Origin of the sequence: Streptococcus sp. KCJ4932 (genome assembly GCF_004352745.1) — a bacterium.
Lineage (GTDB): Bacteria > Bacillota > Bacilli > Lactobacillales > Streptococcaceae > Streptococcus > Streptococcus ruminicola.
Window position 1 is genome coordinate 28619 of the sequence record NZ_SJWW01000012.1, and the last position, 17495, is coordinate 46113.

The window sequence follows — 17495 nt, forward strand, 5'->3', positions numbered from 1 at the left end:
TGATTCGTTGCAATTATTAAAATTATATCATAAAATAAGAAGTATAATCAAGTGAGGGAATTTAAATGATGAAAGTTTTAGCCTTTGATACTTCAAGTAAGGCTTTGTCTGTTGCCATCTTGGATGGTGAAAATTTACTAGCCGATGTAACGGTCAATATTAAGAAAAATCACAGCATTAATTTAATGCCTGCGATTGATTTTTTGATGAAAGCAGTTGATTTAAAACCAACTGATTTGGATAGAATTTCAGTAGCTCAAGGTCCTGGCTCATACACTGGGCTACGTGTGGCAGTTGCGACTGCAAAAACACTGGCATACACTTTAAATATTGAGTTGGTAGGTGTTTCTAGTCTTTACGCGCTTGCTGCTGCGGCTGATTTTGATGGCTTAGTTGTCCCAGTGATTGATGCTCGTCGTAATAATGTGTATGCTGGTTTTTACAAAGATGGTCAATCTCTTAAAGACGACCAACACATGAACTTTGCCGATGTTCTTGAAGCAGTTAAGGACGAAGAATCTGTTATGTTTGTTGGTGAAGTGGCTAATTTCAGCAATCAAATTGCTGAGAGTCTTCCGCAAGCTAAGGTTCTTTCTGTTTTGCCGTCAGCTTATGCTATTGGTAAACGTGGTCAAGAGTTACAACCAGTTGATGTGGATAGCTTTGTGCCAAGTTATCTAAAACGTGTTGAAGCAGAAGAAAATTGGCTTAAAACACACACAGAAAATCCAAGTGCAAATTATGTCAATCGCATCTAATATGAAAGATTTACAAGCAAGTGTTACTGCTGTTTATGAGATATTGTCAGATGTTTACCCAGTATCTCCGTGGTCTGAAAAGCAGATTTTATCAGACATGCAACAGGATAATGTTGATTACTTTTTTGTCAAAAAAGATGAAAAAGTTGTAGGATTTTTAGCCATTTCACAATTGGCTGGGGAACTAGAAATTACAAATATTGCCATAAAAAAAGCTTATCAAGGACATGGCTTAGGTAGTCAATTGTTGGCTAATCTGGATCATGTTGATTTTCCGATTTTCTTGGAAGTGAGAGCGTCAAATACTCCTGCACAAGCTTTGTATGAGAAATTTGGTTTTGACATTATTGGCAAGCGTAAGCAATATTATCATGAACCAGTAGAAGATGCGATTATCATGAAGCGCGAAGGTAAATACGAGGTAATTAATCGATGAAAGATAGATATATTTTAGCCGTGGAGAGTTCTTGTGATGAAACAAGTATTGCGGTTTTGAAGAATGAAAGTGAGATTTTAAGTAACGTCATCGCAAGCCAAATCGAAAGTCATAAGCGTTTTGGTGGTGTTGTGCCTGAAGTTGCTAGTCGTCACCATGTTGAAGTAATTACAACTTGCTTTAAGGATGCTTTGGAAGCTGCAGGCATTGAAGTTAGCGACTTAGATGCGGTTGCGGTCACTTACGGACCTGGTTTGGTTGGTGCGATTCTGGTTGGAATGGCGGCTGCTAAAGCTTTTGCTTGGGCAAATAATTTGCCATTGATTCCAGTCAACCACATGGCAGGACACTTAATGGCGGCGCGTGAAGTAAAAGAACTTCAATACCCATTGATGGCTTTATTGGTTTCTGGTGGTCACACAGAACTTGTCTATGTGTCTGAACCAGGTAATTATAAGATTGTTGGTGAAACACGTGATGATGCTGTAGGTGAAGCTTATGACAAAGTTGGTCGTGTGATGGGCTTGACTTACCCAGCGGGACGTGAAATAGACCAATTGGCACATAAAGGAAAAGATATCTATGATTTCCCACGTGCGATGATTAAAGAAGACAATCTTGAGTTTTCATTCTCAGGGTTGAAATCAGCCTTTATTAATCTCCATCATAATGCGGCTCAAAAAGGTGAAACTCTTTCAAATGAAGATTTGTCAGCATCATTCCAAGCAGCTGTCTTAGATGTTTTAATGGCTAAAACCAAAAAAGCTTTGGAGAAATATCAAGTTAAAACCCTTGTAGTAGCAGGTGGTGTAGCTGCTAACCAAGGCCTTCGTGAACGTTTAGCAGATGAAATCACAGAAGCAGAAGTTGTCATTCCCCCACTACGTCTATGTGGTGATAATGCGGGAATGGTTTCACTAGCTGCAGCTATTGAATACGACAAAGGACATTTTGCTGGACTTGATTTAAATGCTAAACCAAGTCTTGCCTTTGATACATTGGATTAAATATAAATAAGCTCCTGAAAATTTCAGGGGCTTTTGACTTATTACCAGGTTTAGTAGTTTAATTTTGACATGATTTTTTCGAGCTGAGCAACTTCATCTGTGGATAAGTTTGATAATAGCAAATCAGATTGTTGCTGTTCATATTCATGAAGTTGTTGATAAATGTCCACGGCTTTTTCTGTTGGGTAAACACGCTTGATTTTTTGATTAACAGAATCTTTCTTTAATTCAAAATAGCCAAGCTTAACAAGTTTTTTGATGGTTCTAAAGGCTGTTGTGCGATCAATTTGGACATTATCAGCTAATTCCCCTAAAAACATACCAGGTTGTTCACAGATACGAATGATATAGATATAAAGGTTATTATTTAAGCCAAATTCTTTAAAGTGATTGTTAGAATCTATTTGAATAGTACGCGTAATGGCACCAATAGTACGAATGATTTTAAACATTTTATCTCCTCGAATAAATTTTATCAAAAAATTATTGCATTTACAATAAAATGTGCTATAATATGAGAAATATTATTGCAAATACAATTAAATAAAAGGGGAGAGTTTATGGAAATCAGAAGTTTTGAGCCAAAATTTAATCAGTCAGTAAAAGAGATGATTTTAGATATTCAACAAAATGAATTTCTACTTCCAATCACGCTATCTGATCAACCTGATTTATTGGATATTGAACGTTCATACCAAAATAAAGGTGGACAGTTTTGGGTGGCTGTGGATAGCAGCAGTGGTCATGTAATTGGATGTCTTGGTTTAGTTGCACTTAGAGATGGGAATGTTGCTTTAAAGAAAATGTTTGTTGCAAAACCTTATCGAAAATTAGGTTTAGGGAAAAAGTTATTAGAAGAATTTATTACTTATTGTTATGAAAATAGTAAAAAGGCGATATTTCTTGGAACAACATCAGATTTTGAAGCTGCTCAATATTTTTATCAAAAATCTGGATTTAAAGAAATTACTTCGGCAGATTTACCTGAAGATTTTCCACGTTTAACTGTGGATAACTGTTATTACACTTATTACATTAACTAAAAAAGCAGACGTAGTCTGCTTTTTTAGTGATAAAAACTTTTTTCTTTCTAGATATATTACCAGCTGGCTTTTGTGACCCCTGGGATTTTTCCTTCGTGAGCAAGATTACGGAAGTTGATACGGCTCATGCCAAATTTTCGCATGTAAGCATGAGGACGACCGTCAATGCGGTCACGGTTTTTCAAGCGATTTGGATTTGAGTCGCGTGGTAATTTACGAAGGGCTTCGTAATCACCTTTAGCTTTTAGTTCGCGACGCAAGTCTGCGTATTGTTCAATGAGTTTTAATTGTTTATTGTATCTAGCGATTTTTGATTTTTTAGCCATAATATCTCCTTTTAGTTAACTGGTTAACAAAATTAATTATAACACTTTTAGGTCAAGAATCAAGCAAAAAAACCTTAACTAGTTAAATATTTTTTTAAAAATATAAAAAAGAAATCCAAAATTGGATTTCTCAACAATTGTTAATAATGTAAACTTCCAGCAACCCAGCCTGTGCACAAGGCAACCGTGATATTAAAACCACCTGTGTGGGCATTGATATCAAGGACTTCGCCAGCAAAGTGCAAACCTGGAACTTGCTTGCTTTCAAGAGTTTTAGGATTGATTTCTTTTAAGTCAACGCCGCCTTTGGTTACAAAGGATTTTGCGAGAGACATTTTTCCAGCGACCTTGATTGGTAAAGCTTTTATCTTATCCACAAGCTCTTTTTCTTGATTTGGGGTCAGTTGTTTGACTTTTTCAGGAAATGGCTGAGCAAAAAAGTTTGCTAAGCGCTCAGGGACAAGCATTTTAAGAGTATTCTTAAGTGATTTTTCACGATGTTCTTCTAAAAATGCAAGAAGGTCTTCTGTGGATATATTGGGGATAACATCGAGTGTGATAGTTTCTCCACCTTTAATAAAACTAGACATGCGAAGCGCAGCGGGTCCAGATAGTCCAAAGTGGGTAAAGAGTAAATCATGTGTAATGTGATGTTTCCCATAAGATAGGTTGATATCGCTCAGAGAAATTCCCTGAAGTTCCTTGTGTGGAAAATCTGTTAATAAAGGACTTTCTGCTGCTTCAAGTTCGGTTAAGTTTAACTTGAAGTGACGAGCGATTTCATAGCCAAATCCAGTCGAACCAGTTGATGGATAAGCTTTCCCACCAGTTGTGACAATGAGTTTTTCACAGACAAACTCATTTGAAGCAGATTTGATGTGGAAAAGGTTATCGATTTTTTTCACAGAAACGACTTCGGTATTTGTTAAGACTGTACCACCGAGTTCGCTAATTTTATGTGCTAGAGCATCGATGATTGTTTTTGATTTATCAGTTTTTGGGAAGACGCGTCCATGGTCTTCAACTTTTAAAGCAACACCATTTTCTTCAAAGAATCGCATGATATCATGGTTGTCAAATTGTGAAAAGACACTATATAGAAAACGCCCATTGCCAGGGATGCCTTCCATCAGGTCATCGATAGTACCGTTATTTGTGACGTTACAACGACCGCCACCTGTACCAGCTAATTTTTTGCCGAGGCGTTTATTTTTTTCAATCAGTAATGTTTTGTAGCCATAATAGCTGCTGGAAATAGCAGCCATCATTCCAGCAGGTCCCCCGCCGATGATAATTGTATCGTATTGTTTCATATAATCATTGTAGCATAAAATATTTCTATCCCGTAGTCAAATGCTAATAGATATTTTTGAACTAGAGTAGCGAGTTTACAGAAAATGACAGAAAGTTGACACGATTGCAAAAAAAGCCTATCAATTCAAGCTTTAAGCAGTCAAGTAACTGGCTAAAAATTGACAATCAAGTGTTCATGTGTTATCCTTTTCATAAGTATTTCAATGTAAAAGAGGATATTATGGCAATCGAGAAAACAGTTAGTGAAATTGCTGAGATTCTAGGAGTTAGCCGCCAAGCGGTTAATAATCGTGTTAAGAATCTCCCAGAAGAAGATGTAGATAAAAATGAAAAAGGTGTTACAGTAGTTAATCGTAGCGGCTTGATCAAATTAGAGGAAATCTATAAAAAAACTATTTTTGAAGATGATCCAATTGACGAAGAAACAAAACAACGTGAACTTTTGGAAATTTTAGTTGATGAAAAAAATACAGAGATTACACGTCTCTATGAACAACTAAAAGCTAAGGACAAACAATTGGCTTCAAAAGATGAACAACTTCGAGTGAAAGATGTTCAAATCGGTGAGAAAGACAAGCAACTAGATCAACAACAACAATTGACACTAGCTGCTATGGAAGATAGCAAACGTCTTCAACTTGAACTTAATGAAGCTAAGGCTGAGTTTGAAGAAATTCAAACAAAAACTGAAGAAGCTATTCAAGAGCAAGAAGAAGCAGCTGTTCCGAAAGGATTGTTTGCTCGTCTCTTTGGTAAAAAATAGGCTTATTAGGCGGAGCTGGGACGAAAGTTCCAGCTTGTTTTATAAAGAAATGATGATGTTTTTAGGGAGGAATCATGGAAAAGCTATCTGAGTACATTGCTTTTGACTTGGAATTTAATACAGTTGCTGAAATTAGCCATATTATTCAAGTTTCTGCTGTAAAATTTCGAGATGGTGAAGAAGTTGACAACTTTGACACTTACGTTTACACAGATGTTCCTTTACAATCTTTTATTAATGGCTTAACAGGTATTACATCTGAAAAAATTGCGAACGCTCCAAAGTTGGATAAAGTCTTGGCTGATTTTAAAGATTTTGTTGGGAAAACAGCTCTCGTTGGCTACAATGCCTTGAAATCAGACCTTCCTTTGTTAGCTGAAAATGATTTAGACTTGACAGAGCTTTACAAGGTTGATCTTTATGATGAAGCTTATGAACGTCGTAGTTCTGATTTGAATGGAATTGCAAATCTTAAGTTGACAAGCGTTGCTGATTTTTTAGGAATTTCTGGACATGGGCATAATTCTTTGGAAGATGCTCGTATGACAGCTCTAGTCTATGAAAAATTTATGGAATTTGATGAGAATAAATCTTATCTGAATCAGCAAGAAGAAGAGCATGGCGATAATCCATTTGCTGCTTTGGGTGGCTTTTTCGATTAAGAGCTTAGCTATTTTTCAAAAAAGGAAAAATCATCTAGGGTAACCTCTTGCTTGTGACCTTAGGTTATGTCCTATAATGAGGGCAGAAAGGAGGTGAAGGAAATGTCTCAGACTTACACAACTGGTGATTTGGCTAAATTGGCTGGTGTTTCGGTTCGCACAGTGCAGTACTACGATAAGCGTGGTATTTTGCTACCGTCACAATTGACAGAAGGTGGTCGTCGTATCTATACCGAGAGTGATTTGGAACGGCTACATCTGATATGTTTTTTACGAGAGTTGGATTTTTCGATTGAGCAGATTAAGCGTCTTTTTGCTGAAAAAAATGCCAAGCAGGTTTTAGAACTTCTTCTTGTAGAACATATCAAAGAAACTAAAGAGCAACTTGCAGAAAAGAAAGCTAAACTTGACACTGCTGTAAACTTACTTGACAGAGTTAAGAGCCAGTCAGGACAATCACTAGACTTTTTATCAGACATTTCTCTTACCATGAAAAATCAATTATCTTTGAAAAAGGTCCATCTGAAGATGTTTTTCATCTTTTTGCCTTTAATTATCCTTCAAGTGGGAAGCATAGTATGGGCAATTGTGGCAAGGAATTTTTGGATTTATCTGCTTGCTGAAATCATCATACTACCTTTTGCAATCTGGTTTTCAAAGGTATATGCTCAAAATGTTGCTTACGTTTGCCCAAATTGTCATCACCGATTTCAACCAAATTTTAAGACATTTTTCTTTGCTCCGCATACGCCAAAAACACGAAAACTCACTTGCCCGCATTGTCATGAAAAATCTTATTGTTTAGAAGTTGCAAGTAAATAAAAAGCTCGAACCATTTGGTTCGAGCTTTTTTGTCTGGCATTATTAGAATGGTAATTTTCCTGCAAAAGCGCCAAGTGTTTTTTGAGTAGCAGCATCAACTTGAGAAAGAGCATCGTTGATAGCTTGTGTTGTCATGTCTTGAAGTGTTTCAATATCGTCTGGATCAACAATAGCATCCTTAAATGTGATGTTTACCAATTTTTTATCACCTGTAAATTCAGCAACAACTAATTCTTGAGCTGATTTTCCAGTAAAAGTAGTGCTAGCCAATTCAGCTTGCTTTTTCTCCATTTGTTTTTGGAGTTTTTGAGCTTGGCGCATCATGTTTTGCATGTTCATCATAATAATCTAGATTCCTTTCGTAGCGAGGGTTTGAGCCTTTATTAATTTGGAAATTTATCTTGAAAAAGATATTAATATTATAGCATCTTTCCTATAGAACTTAAAGTTTGGAGTTAGGGTTATGATTATTGTTTTTGGTCTGATAAGAGAGGATTTTACAAAAACTTTACAAAAAACAGGTAATGGATTTGATATTAACTGCTTATAATGACGACTATAAAGATGTTAAAGGAGAAAGCCATGAAAAAATGGAAAATGTTAGCCGGTTTAGCTCTACTTAGTTTGGGAGCAGGTTCAGTCTTATCTGCTTGTGGAAAATCATCTAAAACTGAGTCAGGAACGGGGCAGATTAATGTTGTCTCTCGTGAAGAAGGATCAGGGACACGCGGTGCTTTTGTTGAGCTTTTTGATTTAAAAGGAAAAAATAGTAAAGGCGATACAGTTGATATGACTACATCAAGTGCTATCGTAACGAACTCAACATCGGTCACATTAACGACTGTTGCTGGAGATAAGTCAGCAATTGGTTATGCATCATTAGGTGCTCTTAATGACAGTGTCAAAGTTTTGAATATCGATGGCCAAAAAGCTAGTGTTGAGACAATTAAGGATGGTTCTTATAAGATTTCTCGTCCATTTAATATTGTGACAAAATCAGAAATCAGTAAGTCAGCAAAGGATTTCATGACTTATATCTTAAGTAGTGATGGTCAAAAGATTGTTAAGGATAATGGCTATATTCCTCTTGAGCAAAAAGAGCCTTATCAAACAAGTGTGACTACTGGAAAAGTAGTGGTTTCTGGATCTAGTTCGGTAACTCCAGTTATGGAAAAATTGAAAGAAGCTTATGGCAAAGTTAATCCAGGTGTTAAAGTCGATATTCAACAAAGTGACTCATCAACCGGTATCACTGACACTATTGATGGAACATCGGATATTGGTATGGCTTCTCGCGAATTAGAGGAAGCTGAAAAAGCAAAAGGTGTTTCATCAACTGTTATTGCAATGGATGGCATTGCACTTGTTGTCAATAAGGCTAATGAGGTAGAAAATTTGACCAGCCAACAGGTAAAAGATATCTTTTCTGGCAAAATAACAGACTGGAAAGACTTGACTGATTAAGAGGATGTCATGAATCACAAAAAAGAAAAAATCATGCAGGGGCTATTCTTTTTAACAGCCTGTATTTCAATCGTTTCAGTTTTATTGATATGCATTTTCTTGTTGGCAAATGGACTGCCTGCTATTAAAGAAATTGGCATTAAAAATTTTCTTCTGGGAGAAATTTGGCGTCCATCAAGTAATGAATTTGGCATTTTACCAATGATTGTTGGGTCACTTTATGTGACGCTGGGAGCTTTAGTCATAGGGGTTCCGATTGGTATCTTTACGGCAGTTTTTATGGCAAAATTTTGTCCACCTGTTCTTTATAAGCTTTTGAAGTCAGCTATTAATTTAATGGCAGGAATTCCGTCGGTTGTTTATGGTTTCTTTGGTTTAGTTGCCCTTGTTCCCTTTGTGCGTAATTACATTGGTGGCTATGGTATGGGAGTATTAACGGCATCAATTCTTTTGGGGATAATGATTTTGCCAACTATAGTTAGTGTGTCGGAGTCAGCGATTAGGGCTGTGCCTAATCATTATTACGAAGGAGGATTAGCTTTAGGAGCTTCTCATGAAAGAAGTATATTTTTTGTGGTACTTCCAGCTGCCAAACGTGGCATATTGGCGTCCGTTATTCTCGGACTTGGTCGCGCTGTTGGAGAGACTATGGCTGTTATTATGGTAGCAGGTAATCAGGCGATTTTACCAAGCTCATTAACCTCAGGGGTTCGAACACTAACAACAAATATTGTTATGGAAATGGGGTATTCATCAGGACTTCATAGGCAAGCTTTGATTGGAACGGCTGTTATTTTGTTTCTGTTTGTCTTGATTGTTAACATTGCTTTTTGATTATTACGGAAAGAGGATTAGTATGAAAAATATCAATCAGAGAAATATCAAACAAAAGATTGACTCTCGTAAAAAAGATCCTCTGTCGATGATTTTATTTTGCATGGTGTATTTGGCAGCCTTCTTAAGTTTTTTAGTTATCACTTTTATTGTTATTTATATTCTAGTTAAGGGTGTACCTCATCTTAGTAAGGGCTTATTTGCTTTAACTTATACGACAGAAAATGTTTCTCTATTACCAGCTTTGATTAACACTTTGTTGATAGCGGTATTGACTCTTTTGATTGCTGTTCCGATTGGAATTGGTGCTTCTATTTACCTAACGGAATACGCTAGAAGGGATAACCCATTAGTTTCAATTATTAGGATTGCTACCGAAACACTTTCAGGAATTCCATCGATTATTTATGGTTTGTTTGGGGCACTTTTCTTTGTTAAGTATGCGCATTTTGGTCTTTCTTTGTTATCAGGTGGTATTACGTTAAGTATTATGATTCTTCCCCTAATCATGCGTACAACGGAAGAAGCTTTACTATCTGTTCCTGATGGGTACCGAGAAGGAGCCTTTGCTTTAGGTGCTGGAAAATTACGGACAATTTTTAGAATAGTTTTACCAAGTGCAATACCGGGTATTTTCTCAGGGGTTATTTTAGCAATTGGCCGTATTATCGGAGAATCTGCGGCTCTTATTTTTACAGCTGGAACTGTTGCGGAAGTAGCAAGAAGTGTCTTTAGTTCCTCTAGAACTTTAGCAGTTCATATGTATGCGATATCTGGTGAGGGCTTATATCTTAATCAGACTTATGCAACAGCAGTAGTTCTCTTGGTATTAGTCATTGGTATTAATGTTTTATCTGGTTTTGTGGCTAGACGTCTAGGAAGTGAGATGAGTGATGAGTAAGTTAATTGTTGATAATTTAGATTTATATTATGGTGATTTTCATGCCTTAAAATCGATTGATTTAGAAATTCCAGCAAATGGAATCACAGCTTTTATTGGGCCGTCAGGGTGTGGAAAATCCACCTTGTTAAAAAGTTTGAATCGCATGATTGATTTGGTTAAAGATTGTCGTATCACTGGGAAAGTGATTCTAGATGATGAAGACATTTATCAAGATATTGATATCAACAGATTACGTAAAAAAGTTGGTATGGTATTTCAAAAGCCAAATCCATTTCCAATGAGCATTTACGACAATATTGCCTTTGGACCGAGAACACATGGGATTCACGCGAAGGCTCAACTAGATGAAATTGTTGAACGTTCTTTAAAACAAGCAGCAATTTGGGATGAGGTCAAAGATCGTTTGACGAAATCGGCTATGGGTTTATCGGGTGGTCAACAACAACGTCTCTGCATTGCGCGTGCTTTAGCTATTGAGCCAGAAGTTTTATTGATGGATGAACCAACTAGTGCATTGGATCCTATATCAACGTCAAAAATCGAAGATTTGGTGATTGCTTTAAAAGAAAAATATAGCATTGTCATGGTAACTCATAATATGCAACAAGCAGTGAGAATTTCAGATAAGACAGCTTTCTTTCTTATGGGGGAGTTGGTTGAGTGTAATCAAACAAGCCAGATCTTTTCACTGCCGCAAGATGAAAGAACAGAAAATTATATTACAGGGAGATTTGGATGATTCGTTCAACATTTGAAAATCAACTGCAAGAGCTAACGAAAAATGTCATCCTGATGGGAGCCTTGTGTGAGGATGTCATTTCAAAATCAGTTCAATTTTTGAAGAAAGATGATTCGTATTTGGTTAACAATGTGGTTAAAACCTACCAGAAAATTGAACGGCTTGAGCGTGATATTGAGGAGCAGTGTTTGAAATTACTCTTACGTCAACAGCCTGTTGCTAAAGATTTAAGGCGAGTTTCAGCAGCATTGAAGATGGTTTATGACATGAAACGTATTGGAGCGCAAGCTGCAGAAATTGGTGAAATTGTGAATCAAGGTCACATTCAACCTGGACCAGAGTTAGAGTATTTGCAAAAAATGGTCGGCCATGTTGTAGGTATGGTAACAACCAGTATTGATGCCTTTGTATACGATAATGAAGAGATGGCAAATCAGGTTATTCGTTACGACAATACAGTTGACCAAGATTTTGATACAATAAAGGTAAATTTGATGACATATTTTTCAGGCAAAGATGTTGATGGCGAGCATGCTATTGATGTCTTGATGGTAGCTAAATACATTGAACGTATCGGTGACCATACGGTTAATATTGCCAAATGGGTGATTTTTTCCATTACTGGGCAATTAGATGGAGATGACATATGATTTACTGTGTTGAAGACGATGATGATATCCGTGAATTGATGCTCTATACTTTAAAAACAGCTGGTTTTGAAGCTCTTGGATTTCCAAACGCTGATGACTTTTGGCAAGCCGTGTCTAGTCAAAAGCCTGATTTGGTTTTATTAGATATTATGTTGCCTGGAAGTGATGGTTTAGCCATTTTAGAAAAGCTAGAAGGAACACCTACGACTGCAGATATTCCAGTCATTATGGCAACAGCCAAAGGAACGGAATACGACAAGGTAAAAGGGCTAGATATGGGAGCCGATGATTATCTTGTTAAGCCTTTTGGCATGATGGAGATGATTTCACGAATTAAGGCTGTTTTGCGTCGAAGTCAAAAAGCACCTGCTCCTAAGCAACTACAACTTGGAAATTTATCACTAGATGTGGAAAATTATATTGTTAAAAAAGATAATCAAGTGATTCATTTAACTCTGAAAGAGTTTGAACTTCTTGCTCTTTTGCTGAAAAATCCCAATCGTGTATTTACCAGACAAGATCTACTTAAACAAGTCTGGGGAGATGATTTTTTAGGTGAAACGAGAACTGTGGATGTCCATATTGGAACGCTTCGAACAAAACTTGGTGATGCTAGCCATTATATTCAAACGATTCGTGGTGTCGGTTATCGCCTGGAGGATGACAATGGTTAAGAAGATTTTTCGTTCGACGCTTATGGTAACTTTGGGAATTCTCTTTTTAGCAATTATGCTGATTATGGGGGTTCTCTATAGCTATTTTGCTCAAGTACAAAAAGAACAACTTCAGACAGAGACGTCCTTAGTTGCCCAAGGGGTCAATCTTGAGGGAAAAAGCTATTTTAATCACCTTAAGGTATCAGGAGTTCGAATGACTTGGATTGACCATAAAGGAGATGTTCTTTATGATAGTCAGTCTAATGCAAAGAAGATGGATAATCATGCCAATCGGAAAGAATTCAAGGAAGCCTTGGCTGATGGTTATGGAGAAAGCACGCGCTATTCATCTACTTTAACAACTAAGTCCTTGTATTTAGCACAGCGTCTTGATGACGGAACGGTTATCCGATTATCAGTGACACAGCATAGCTTATTATTACTGTATATTCGCATGTTTCAACCATTTGCCTTGATTATCATATTAGCTATTGCTTTATCAATCTGGGTTGCGCGATATACTGCCAAACGTATTGTGGCTCCTCTAAATGATTTAGATCTAGATCAGCCACTGCAAAATGAAGCTTATGATGAAATTTCTCCTTTATTAAGACGAATTGATCATCATCAAAAAGCGTTGAGTAAGCAAGAAGCCTTGTTAAACCAGAAAAAAGAAGAATTTGATACCATCATTTCAAAAATTAAAGAAGGTATTATTTTGTTGGATGCTAAGTGTCAGGTAATTAGTATTAATGACGCGGCGCAACAACTTTTTCAGACAGATCAAACTTGTCTTGGAAAAGACATCTTACAAATTACGAGAGACTTGTCGTTTCATAAATGGTTAAAATCAGGTCTAGCTGGTCATAAGCAAGAGGGAATTATTCATTTTGACAAAGAGAGTTATAAAGTTCTGATTCGCCCGATTTTATTTGATGGTCATGTGACAGGTTTGGTCATTCTTTTATTTGATGTGACGGAACAATTACAAATTGAGCAGCTGCGTCATGAATTTACGGCTAATGTCTCACATGAATTAAAGACACCTTTACATGTTATCTCGGGATACTCAGAGATGCTGGTTAATGGAATGGTTTCAAGTGAGGATGCTCCTTATTTTGCAGGCAAAATTTACAAAGAATCTAAGCGCATGGTTCAACTAGTTGAAGATATTATCAATCTTTCACATTTGGATGAGACTGATCAGGTACCTATGGAAACATTGGACATCTATGCAATTGCTAAAAATGTTCTTGATAGTTTGTCTACCAAAGCTAGTCAGAGACAGATCCATTTACACTTAACAGGTCAGCCAACCATGATGCTAGGAAATCCTGCTTTGATTCACTCAGTTTTGTACAATCTCTGCGATAATGCTATTACTTATAACCGTGATAAAGGAAGCGTCGAAGTTACAATAACATCGGATGAAAAATACGTTTTCTTAGCTATTAAGGATACTGGTCTTGGCATTCCAAAAGAAGAACAAGAACGGATTTTTGAACGCTTCTATCGTGTTGATAAAAGTCGCTCAAGAAAAGTTGGTGGAACTGGTCTTGGTTTGTCTATTGTCAAACATGCTTTAAAACTTCATGAGGCTACTATCCAAGTCAGAAGTCAGGAAAATATTGGAACACAGATGTTACTAACATTTCATAAATAAAAAAGGTTGAACCTAGGGTTCAACCTTTTTATAATTATTTTTCTACCGGAAGACTAATGCTTGATTGGTCTAAATCAACGGTTAAAATATAATTGCTATTGTCGCGGATAGTGTGTTCAAAGTCTGTAGTGTAGAGAAGAACACGTAAGCTATCACCTTTTTTAAGTTTATAGATGCTTGGTTGAAGCGTGAAATCAAGTGTCATCCATTCATTTGGTTTGATGTCTTCAACTGTTAGCAAATCATTTCGGTTTTGAAGATTGAGAACACCTTTTGTGATGACACGTTCTTGTGTTTTGACAAAAGGGAGTTCCTTAAGAGCTTCGCGTGAGAAGTTGCGCCCGTTGTCGATAGCATGAAGGCTTCGGTTGGTTGGCACATCTTTGAAACGTTTTTTCTGACCATAATCTAAAACTTGTGCTGACAAGAGACCTTTATTTTCACTTGATTTAAGTGTCAAATGTAATGTTACCTGACCATTGATTTGATAATCTTGGTTAACTGGAATATCAAGGCAAATAGCGTTTGCTTTACCAGCAAATAAGTCACTCTTGAATGTGCGGAAGTTTTTACTATAACGTTCAAAGTCATCTTTACCATAATGGTTATCAATGATTTGAAGGTCTTTTCCAAGAGGCAATGTTTCTTGGTTAGCACTACCAAATTGTGTTAAGCTGCTTGTCCAAGTTTGTTCTTGACTATTATCTTGCCAAATCAATGTTGGTAAATCAAAGTGATTATCTTGACCTAAGAGTTTTTGAGAGAGCAAAGCATTCATGCTTTCACGAAAATCAATGGATTGCCAGTTGTGCATGTAGACATGCTCTCCATTGTGAAGGAAGGCATGCTTTTCAACAGAGCTTGGCAATGCGTTAAAAATGTTAAAAATGTGACGTGGTTTAACGTTCCAGTCTTGAAGACCGTGAGTGTAAACACAAGTAGCTTTAACTTTATCAGCATGTGGAAGATAGTTGCGGTCATGCCAGAACTGATTATAATCACCAGAAGTACGATCAAGTTCTGAAGATTGTTCATCTAAAAGTTCTTGATAGTGTGCGTTGTTACGGAGATAATCACCAGAAAGCAAATTACGTGAGTAAGTCAATTCGGTAAGGACATCGAGGTCTTCACCAGGGTAACCACCAGGGCTGCAGACAAGACCATTTTCACGGTAGTAGTCATACCAAGATGAAATAGCTGATTCGGCAATGATGACTTTTAGTCCTTCAACGCCGGTTGTGGCAAGGGCAGTTGACATAGTTCCAAGATAAGATTTACCAGTGGTACAAACAAGTCCATTTGACCAATCAGCTAGCACTTTTTGATCACGACGGTGGCTAGAAAAGGCGATTGCTCTGCCATTTAACCAATCAATAACAGCTTTAAAACTTTCTACTTGAGCGTAGTCACCACTTGTCATAAAGCCATTTGAACCAGCTGTTCCAACTCCAGAGACATAGATATTGGCAAATCCGCGAGCTAAGAAATAGTCATTCAGGGTATAAGGATCGATGAAGTTGAAGCTTTCTTCAGTCTCACCCACTGGAAGATCAAGGTCAGGAGTTTCAAGTGGCTCGAAGTCACGTGTCTCAACACTGATTTTACCAGCGGCTTTAACAGCTAAATCGCCTTCCATTTTGTAAAGTTTCTTGTCGTTAGCAACGCCATTTGTCCCTTCGTGGTAAGGACTTGCTGTCATCATGGTTGGCACGTGATGTTTGGTATTTGGTCGAATGATATTGACTTTAATCAAATCCAATTGTCCATCTTGATCGGTATCAAGAGGAGATTGAACGTAGACAACTTCACGAATCAAGTCATTCGTATCAAAGGTTGCTAAAGATTTGCCGTTGAAGAAATGATAATCATTATCAACTGGAATCAGACCTTTACTGATTAAATCATCGAGTAAAGTCATTCCGCCTTTTTGGCGGCTAACAAGGAGGTGGTAAAGGGCCTCAATAACGTGTCCTTTTTGATAATTGATTGGAAAATCGATTTTCTCTAAAAAGTCAGTTGTATCTGTAAAATCAACGTGTGGTGTGAATCCGAGTAATTGAAGGGCAATGGTATAAAAAATATCTGCCGTTAGAGGACGATCAGATTTGAAAAATGTCAGTAAATCTGTCTCGAAATCTGCAATAAGATTGTGAAGTGGGTAATCCGTGTCTTTATAATTAAAGAAAATCTTACGACAGAAGTGCTCCAGTGTCTCTTTATCAGATTGACGTTTGTTAAGCTCAAATCCAAGAGCTTGTAATTCTTGTTCACAAGCATCGGCAGGCCTTGGTATGTAAGAGAATTGGTTATATTTCATGAAAATTTCTCCTTCTAAAAGTAAACGTTTTAATTTTACAGATAACCTTTACATTATCTATTATACTTGATAAAATGTTAATTGTCTAAACTATATTTTTTTTGGAGGAAACAAAAAGACATGGACTTTTCATGGACTGTGAAATACATCACAGAATTTATTGGAACAGCTCTTCTTATCATCCTTGGTAACGGTGCTGTTGCAAACGTTGATCTTAAAGGTACAAAAGGACACAACTCAGGTTGGGTTATCATCGCTCTTGGTTATGGTTTTGGTGTTATGATGCCAGCTCTTATGTTTGGTAACGTTTCAGGTAACCACATCAACCCTGCTTTCACAATTGCACTTGCAGTTTCAGGTATGTTTGAATGGTCACACGTTGCTCAATATATTATCGCTCAAGTACTTGGTGCAATGTTTGGTCAATTGCTTGTTGTTATGGTTCACAAACCATACTACCTTCAAACTGAAAACCCAAATGCTATCCTTGGTTCATTCTCAACTATCTCAGCTGTTGACGATGGTACAAAAGAAACTCACAAAGCTGCATGGGTTAATGGTTTCTTGAACGAGTTCCTTGGATCATTTGTACTTTTCTTTGGTGCAATGGCTCTTACTAAAAACTACTTCGGTGCACAATTGATTTCTCAATTGACTGCTGCAGGTTATGATGCTTCTACAGCTGCAACTCAAGTTGCTCCTTACACTACAGGTTCACTTGCTGTTGCTCACATGGGTATCGGATTCCTTGTTATGACACTTGTAACTTCACTTGGTGGTCCTACAGGTCCTGGTCTTAACCCTGCACGTGACCTTGGTCCACGTATCGTCCATGCTTTGCTTCCAAAATCAATTCTTGGTGAACACAAAGGCGATTCTAAATGGTGGTATTCATGGGTACCAGTTGTAGCTCCAATCCTTGCTGGTGTTGCTGCAGTTGCCTTGTTCAAATTCTTATACCTATAAGATTACAAGATAATAAACCAGAAAAGAACCTTCGGGTTCTTTTTTATTATGCCAGGAGAGCATAATTTCTTGTCAAACTGACTATTTTTTTCTAAAATAGAAAAGACCCGGTCCTTATTTTGTAAGAACTTGTATAACATCATCTAACAAAAAACACTGTGAGGAGATAAT

Annotated in this window: 20 protein-coding genes; 15 read left to right on the plus strand and 5 right to left on the minus strand. The window is 37.1% G+C overall.

What is annotated here, in order from left to right; all coding sequences use genetic code 11:
* Positions 1 to 65: 65 nt before the first annotated feature.
* From tsaB to tsaD, 3 genes are read left to right on the plus strand one after another with little or no spacing between them, the layout of a single operon-like run.
* Entirely contained in the window at positions 66 to 758 is a 693-nt protein-coding gene (tsaB, locus tag E0E02_RS06370) for a tRNA (adenosine(37)-N6)-threonylcarbamoyltransferase complex dimerization subunit type 1 TsaB (protein WP_080728286.1), read from the plus strand.
* Between the two features lies 1 nt (position 759).
* Positions 760 to 1194 (plus strand): ribosomal protein S18-alanine N-acetyltransferase, encoded by a 435-nt coding sequence (rimI, locus tag E0E02_RS06375; RefSeq protein WP_234787205.1) that lies wholly within the window; start codon positions 760 to 762, stop codon positions 1192 to 1194.
* Positions 1191 to 2201 carry a tRNA (adenosine(37)-N6)-threonylcarbamoyltransferase complex transferase subunit TsaD gene (gene tsaD / locus E0E02_RS06380; RefSeq protein WP_133018151.1) on the plus strand — a complete coding sequence of 337 codons (1011 nt, stop codon included), beginning with the start codon at positions 1191 to 1193 and terminating at the stop codon, positions 2199 to 2201. Before rimI ends, tsaD begins: the two co-directional genes overlap by 4 nt.
* A 50-nt stretch (positions 2202 to 2251) precedes the next feature.
* Here tsaD and E0E02_RS06385 read toward each other — a convergent pair whose 3' ends face one another.
* On the minus strand, positions 2252 to 2653 hold the full coding sequence (locus E0E02_RS06385) for a MarR family transcriptional regulator (RefSeq protein WP_133018152.1): 402 nt from the start codon (positions 2651 to 2653) through the stop codon (positions 2252 to 2254).
* Between the two features lie 108 nt (positions 2654 to 2761).
* Here E0E02_RS06385 and E0E02_RS06390 point away from each other — a divergent pair, with 108 nt between their 5' ends.
* Positions 2762 to 3244: a GNAT family N-acetyltransferase gene (locus tag E0E02_RS06390; RefSeq protein WP_133018153.1), complete on the plus strand. Its 483-nt coding sequence runs from the start codon at positions 2762 to 2764 to the stop codon at positions 3242 to 3244.
* Positions 3245 to 3300: 56 nt separating this feature from the next.
* Here the strand turns inward: E0E02_RS06390 and rpsN are convergent, their stop codons facing one another.
* Positions 3301 to 3570: a 30S ribosomal protein S14 gene (gene rpsN, locus E0E02_RS06395; RefSeq protein ID WP_024343539.1), complete on the minus strand. Its 270-nt coding sequence runs from the start codon at positions 3568 to 3570 to the stop codon at positions 3301 to 3303.
* Between the two features lie 140 nt (positions 3571 to 3710).
* Positions 3711 to 4883: an NAD(P)/FAD-dependent oxidoreductase gene (locus E0E02_RS06400; protein WP_133018154.1), complete on the minus strand. Its 1173-nt coding sequence runs from the start codon at positions 4881 to 4883 to the stop codon at positions 3711 to 3713.
* Positions 4884 to 5104: 221 nt separating this feature from the next.
* On the opposite strand from E0E02_RS06400, the gene E0E02_RS06405 reads away from it, so the two are divergent.
* The 3 genes from E0E02_RS06405 to E0E02_RS06415 all read left to right on the plus strand — a co-directional run bounded on the left by E0E02_RS06405 (position 5105) and on the right by E0E02_RS06415 (position 7131).
* Positions 5105 to 5647 (plus strand): DUF536 domain-containing protein, encoded by a 543-nt coding sequence (locus E0E02_RS06405; RefSeq protein WP_133018155.1) that lies wholly within the window; start codon positions 5105 to 5107, stop codon positions 5645 to 5647.
* Between the two features lie 74 nt (positions 5648 to 5721).
* Complete coding sequence (locus E0E02_RS06410; protein WP_133018156.1) at positions 5722 to 6309, plus strand: 3'-5' exonuclease; 588 nt, start codon at positions 5722 to 5724, stop codon at positions 6307 to 6309.
* Positions 6310 to 6411: 102 nt separating this feature from the next.
* The gene (locus E0E02_RS06415; RefSeq protein WP_133018157.1) at positions 6412 to 7131 is read left to right on the plus strand and encodes a MerR family transcriptional regulator; all 720 of its coding nucleotides are present in this window, start codon (positions 6412 to 6414) and stop codon (positions 7129 to 7131) included.
* 42 nt (positions 7132 to 7173) lie between these two features.
* Here the strand turns inward: E0E02_RS06415 and E0E02_RS06420 are convergent, their stop codons facing one another.
* Positions 7174 to 7473, minus strand: a complete 300-nt coding sequence (locus E0E02_RS06420) for a YbaB/EbfC family nucleoid-associated protein (protein WP_074564436.1) — start codon at positions 7471 to 7473, stop codon at positions 7174 to 7176.
* A gap of 240 nt (positions 7474 to 7713) precedes the next feature.
* On the opposite strand from E0E02_RS06420, the gene E0E02_RS06425 reads away from it, so the two are divergent.
* From E0E02_RS06425 to E0E02_RS06455, 7 genes are read left to right on the plus strand one after another with little or no spacing between them, the layout of a single operon-like run.
* Positions 7714 to 8595, plus strand: a complete 882-nt coding sequence (locus E0E02_RS06425) for a substrate-binding domain-containing protein (RefSeq protein ID WP_133018158.1) — start codon at positions 7714 to 7716, stop codon at positions 8593 to 8595.
* 9 nt (positions 8596 to 8604) lie between these two features.
* Entirely contained in the window at positions 8605 to 9429 is an 825-nt protein-coding gene (gene pstC / locus E0E02_RS06430; RefSeq protein ID WP_133018159.1) for a phosphate ABC transporter permease subunit PstC, read from the plus strand.
* Positions 9430 to 9451: 22 nt separating this feature from the next.
* Positions 9452 to 10330 carry a phosphate ABC transporter permease PstA gene (gene pstA, locus E0E02_RS06435; RefSeq protein ID WP_039696277.1) on the plus strand — a complete coding sequence of 293 codons (879 nt, stop codon included), beginning with the start codon at positions 9452 to 9454 and terminating at the stop codon, positions 10328 to 10330.
* On the plus strand, positions 10323 to 11072 hold the full coding sequence (gene pstB, locus E0E02_RS06440) for a phosphate ABC transporter ATP-binding protein PstB (protein WP_133018160.1): 750 nt from the start codon (positions 10323 to 10325) through the stop codon (positions 11070 to 11072). The genes pstA and pstB overlap by 8 nt, the downstream gene beginning before the upstream one ends.
* Positions 11069 to 11722: a phosphate signaling complex protein PhoU gene (gene phoU, locus E0E02_RS06445; RefSeq protein WP_133018161.1), complete on the plus strand. Its 654-nt coding sequence runs from the start codon at positions 11069 to 11071 to the stop codon at positions 11720 to 11722. The genes pstB and phoU overlap by 4 nt, the downstream gene beginning before the upstream one ends.
* Positions 11719 to 12396, plus strand: coding sequence for a response regulator transcription factor (locus E0E02_RS06450; protein ID WP_074964997.1), 678 nt, complete (start codon positions 11719 to 11721; stop codon positions 12394 to 12396). The genes phoU and E0E02_RS06450 overlap by 4 nt, the downstream gene beginning before the upstream one ends.
* Positions 12389 to 14041 (plus strand): ATP-binding protein, encoded by a 1653-nt coding sequence (locus E0E02_RS06455; protein ID WP_039696285.1) that lies wholly within the window; start codon positions 12389 to 12391, stop codon positions 14039 to 14041. The genes E0E02_RS06450 and E0E02_RS06455 overlap by 8 nt, the downstream gene beginning before the upstream one ends.
* 34 nt (positions 14042 to 14075) lie before the next feature.
* Here the strand turns inward: E0E02_RS06455 and E0E02_RS06460 are convergent, their stop codons facing one another.
* Positions 14076 to 16358, minus strand: coding sequence for a Xaa-Pro dipeptidyl-peptidase (locus E0E02_RS06460; RefSeq protein ID WP_133018162.1), 2283 nt, complete (start codon positions 16356 to 16358; stop codon positions 14076 to 14078).
* A gap of 120 nt (positions 16359 to 16478) precedes the next feature.
* Between E0E02_RS06460 and gla the strand changes: the two genes are divergently transcribed.
* The gene (gene gla, locus E0E02_RS06465) at positions 16479 to 17324 is read left to right on the plus strand and encodes an aquaglyceroporin Gla (RefSeq protein WP_074564426.1); all 846 of its coding nucleotides are present in this window, start codon (positions 16479 to 16481) and stop codon (positions 17322 to 17324) included.
* Positions 17325 to 17495 lie beyond the last annotated feature (171 nt).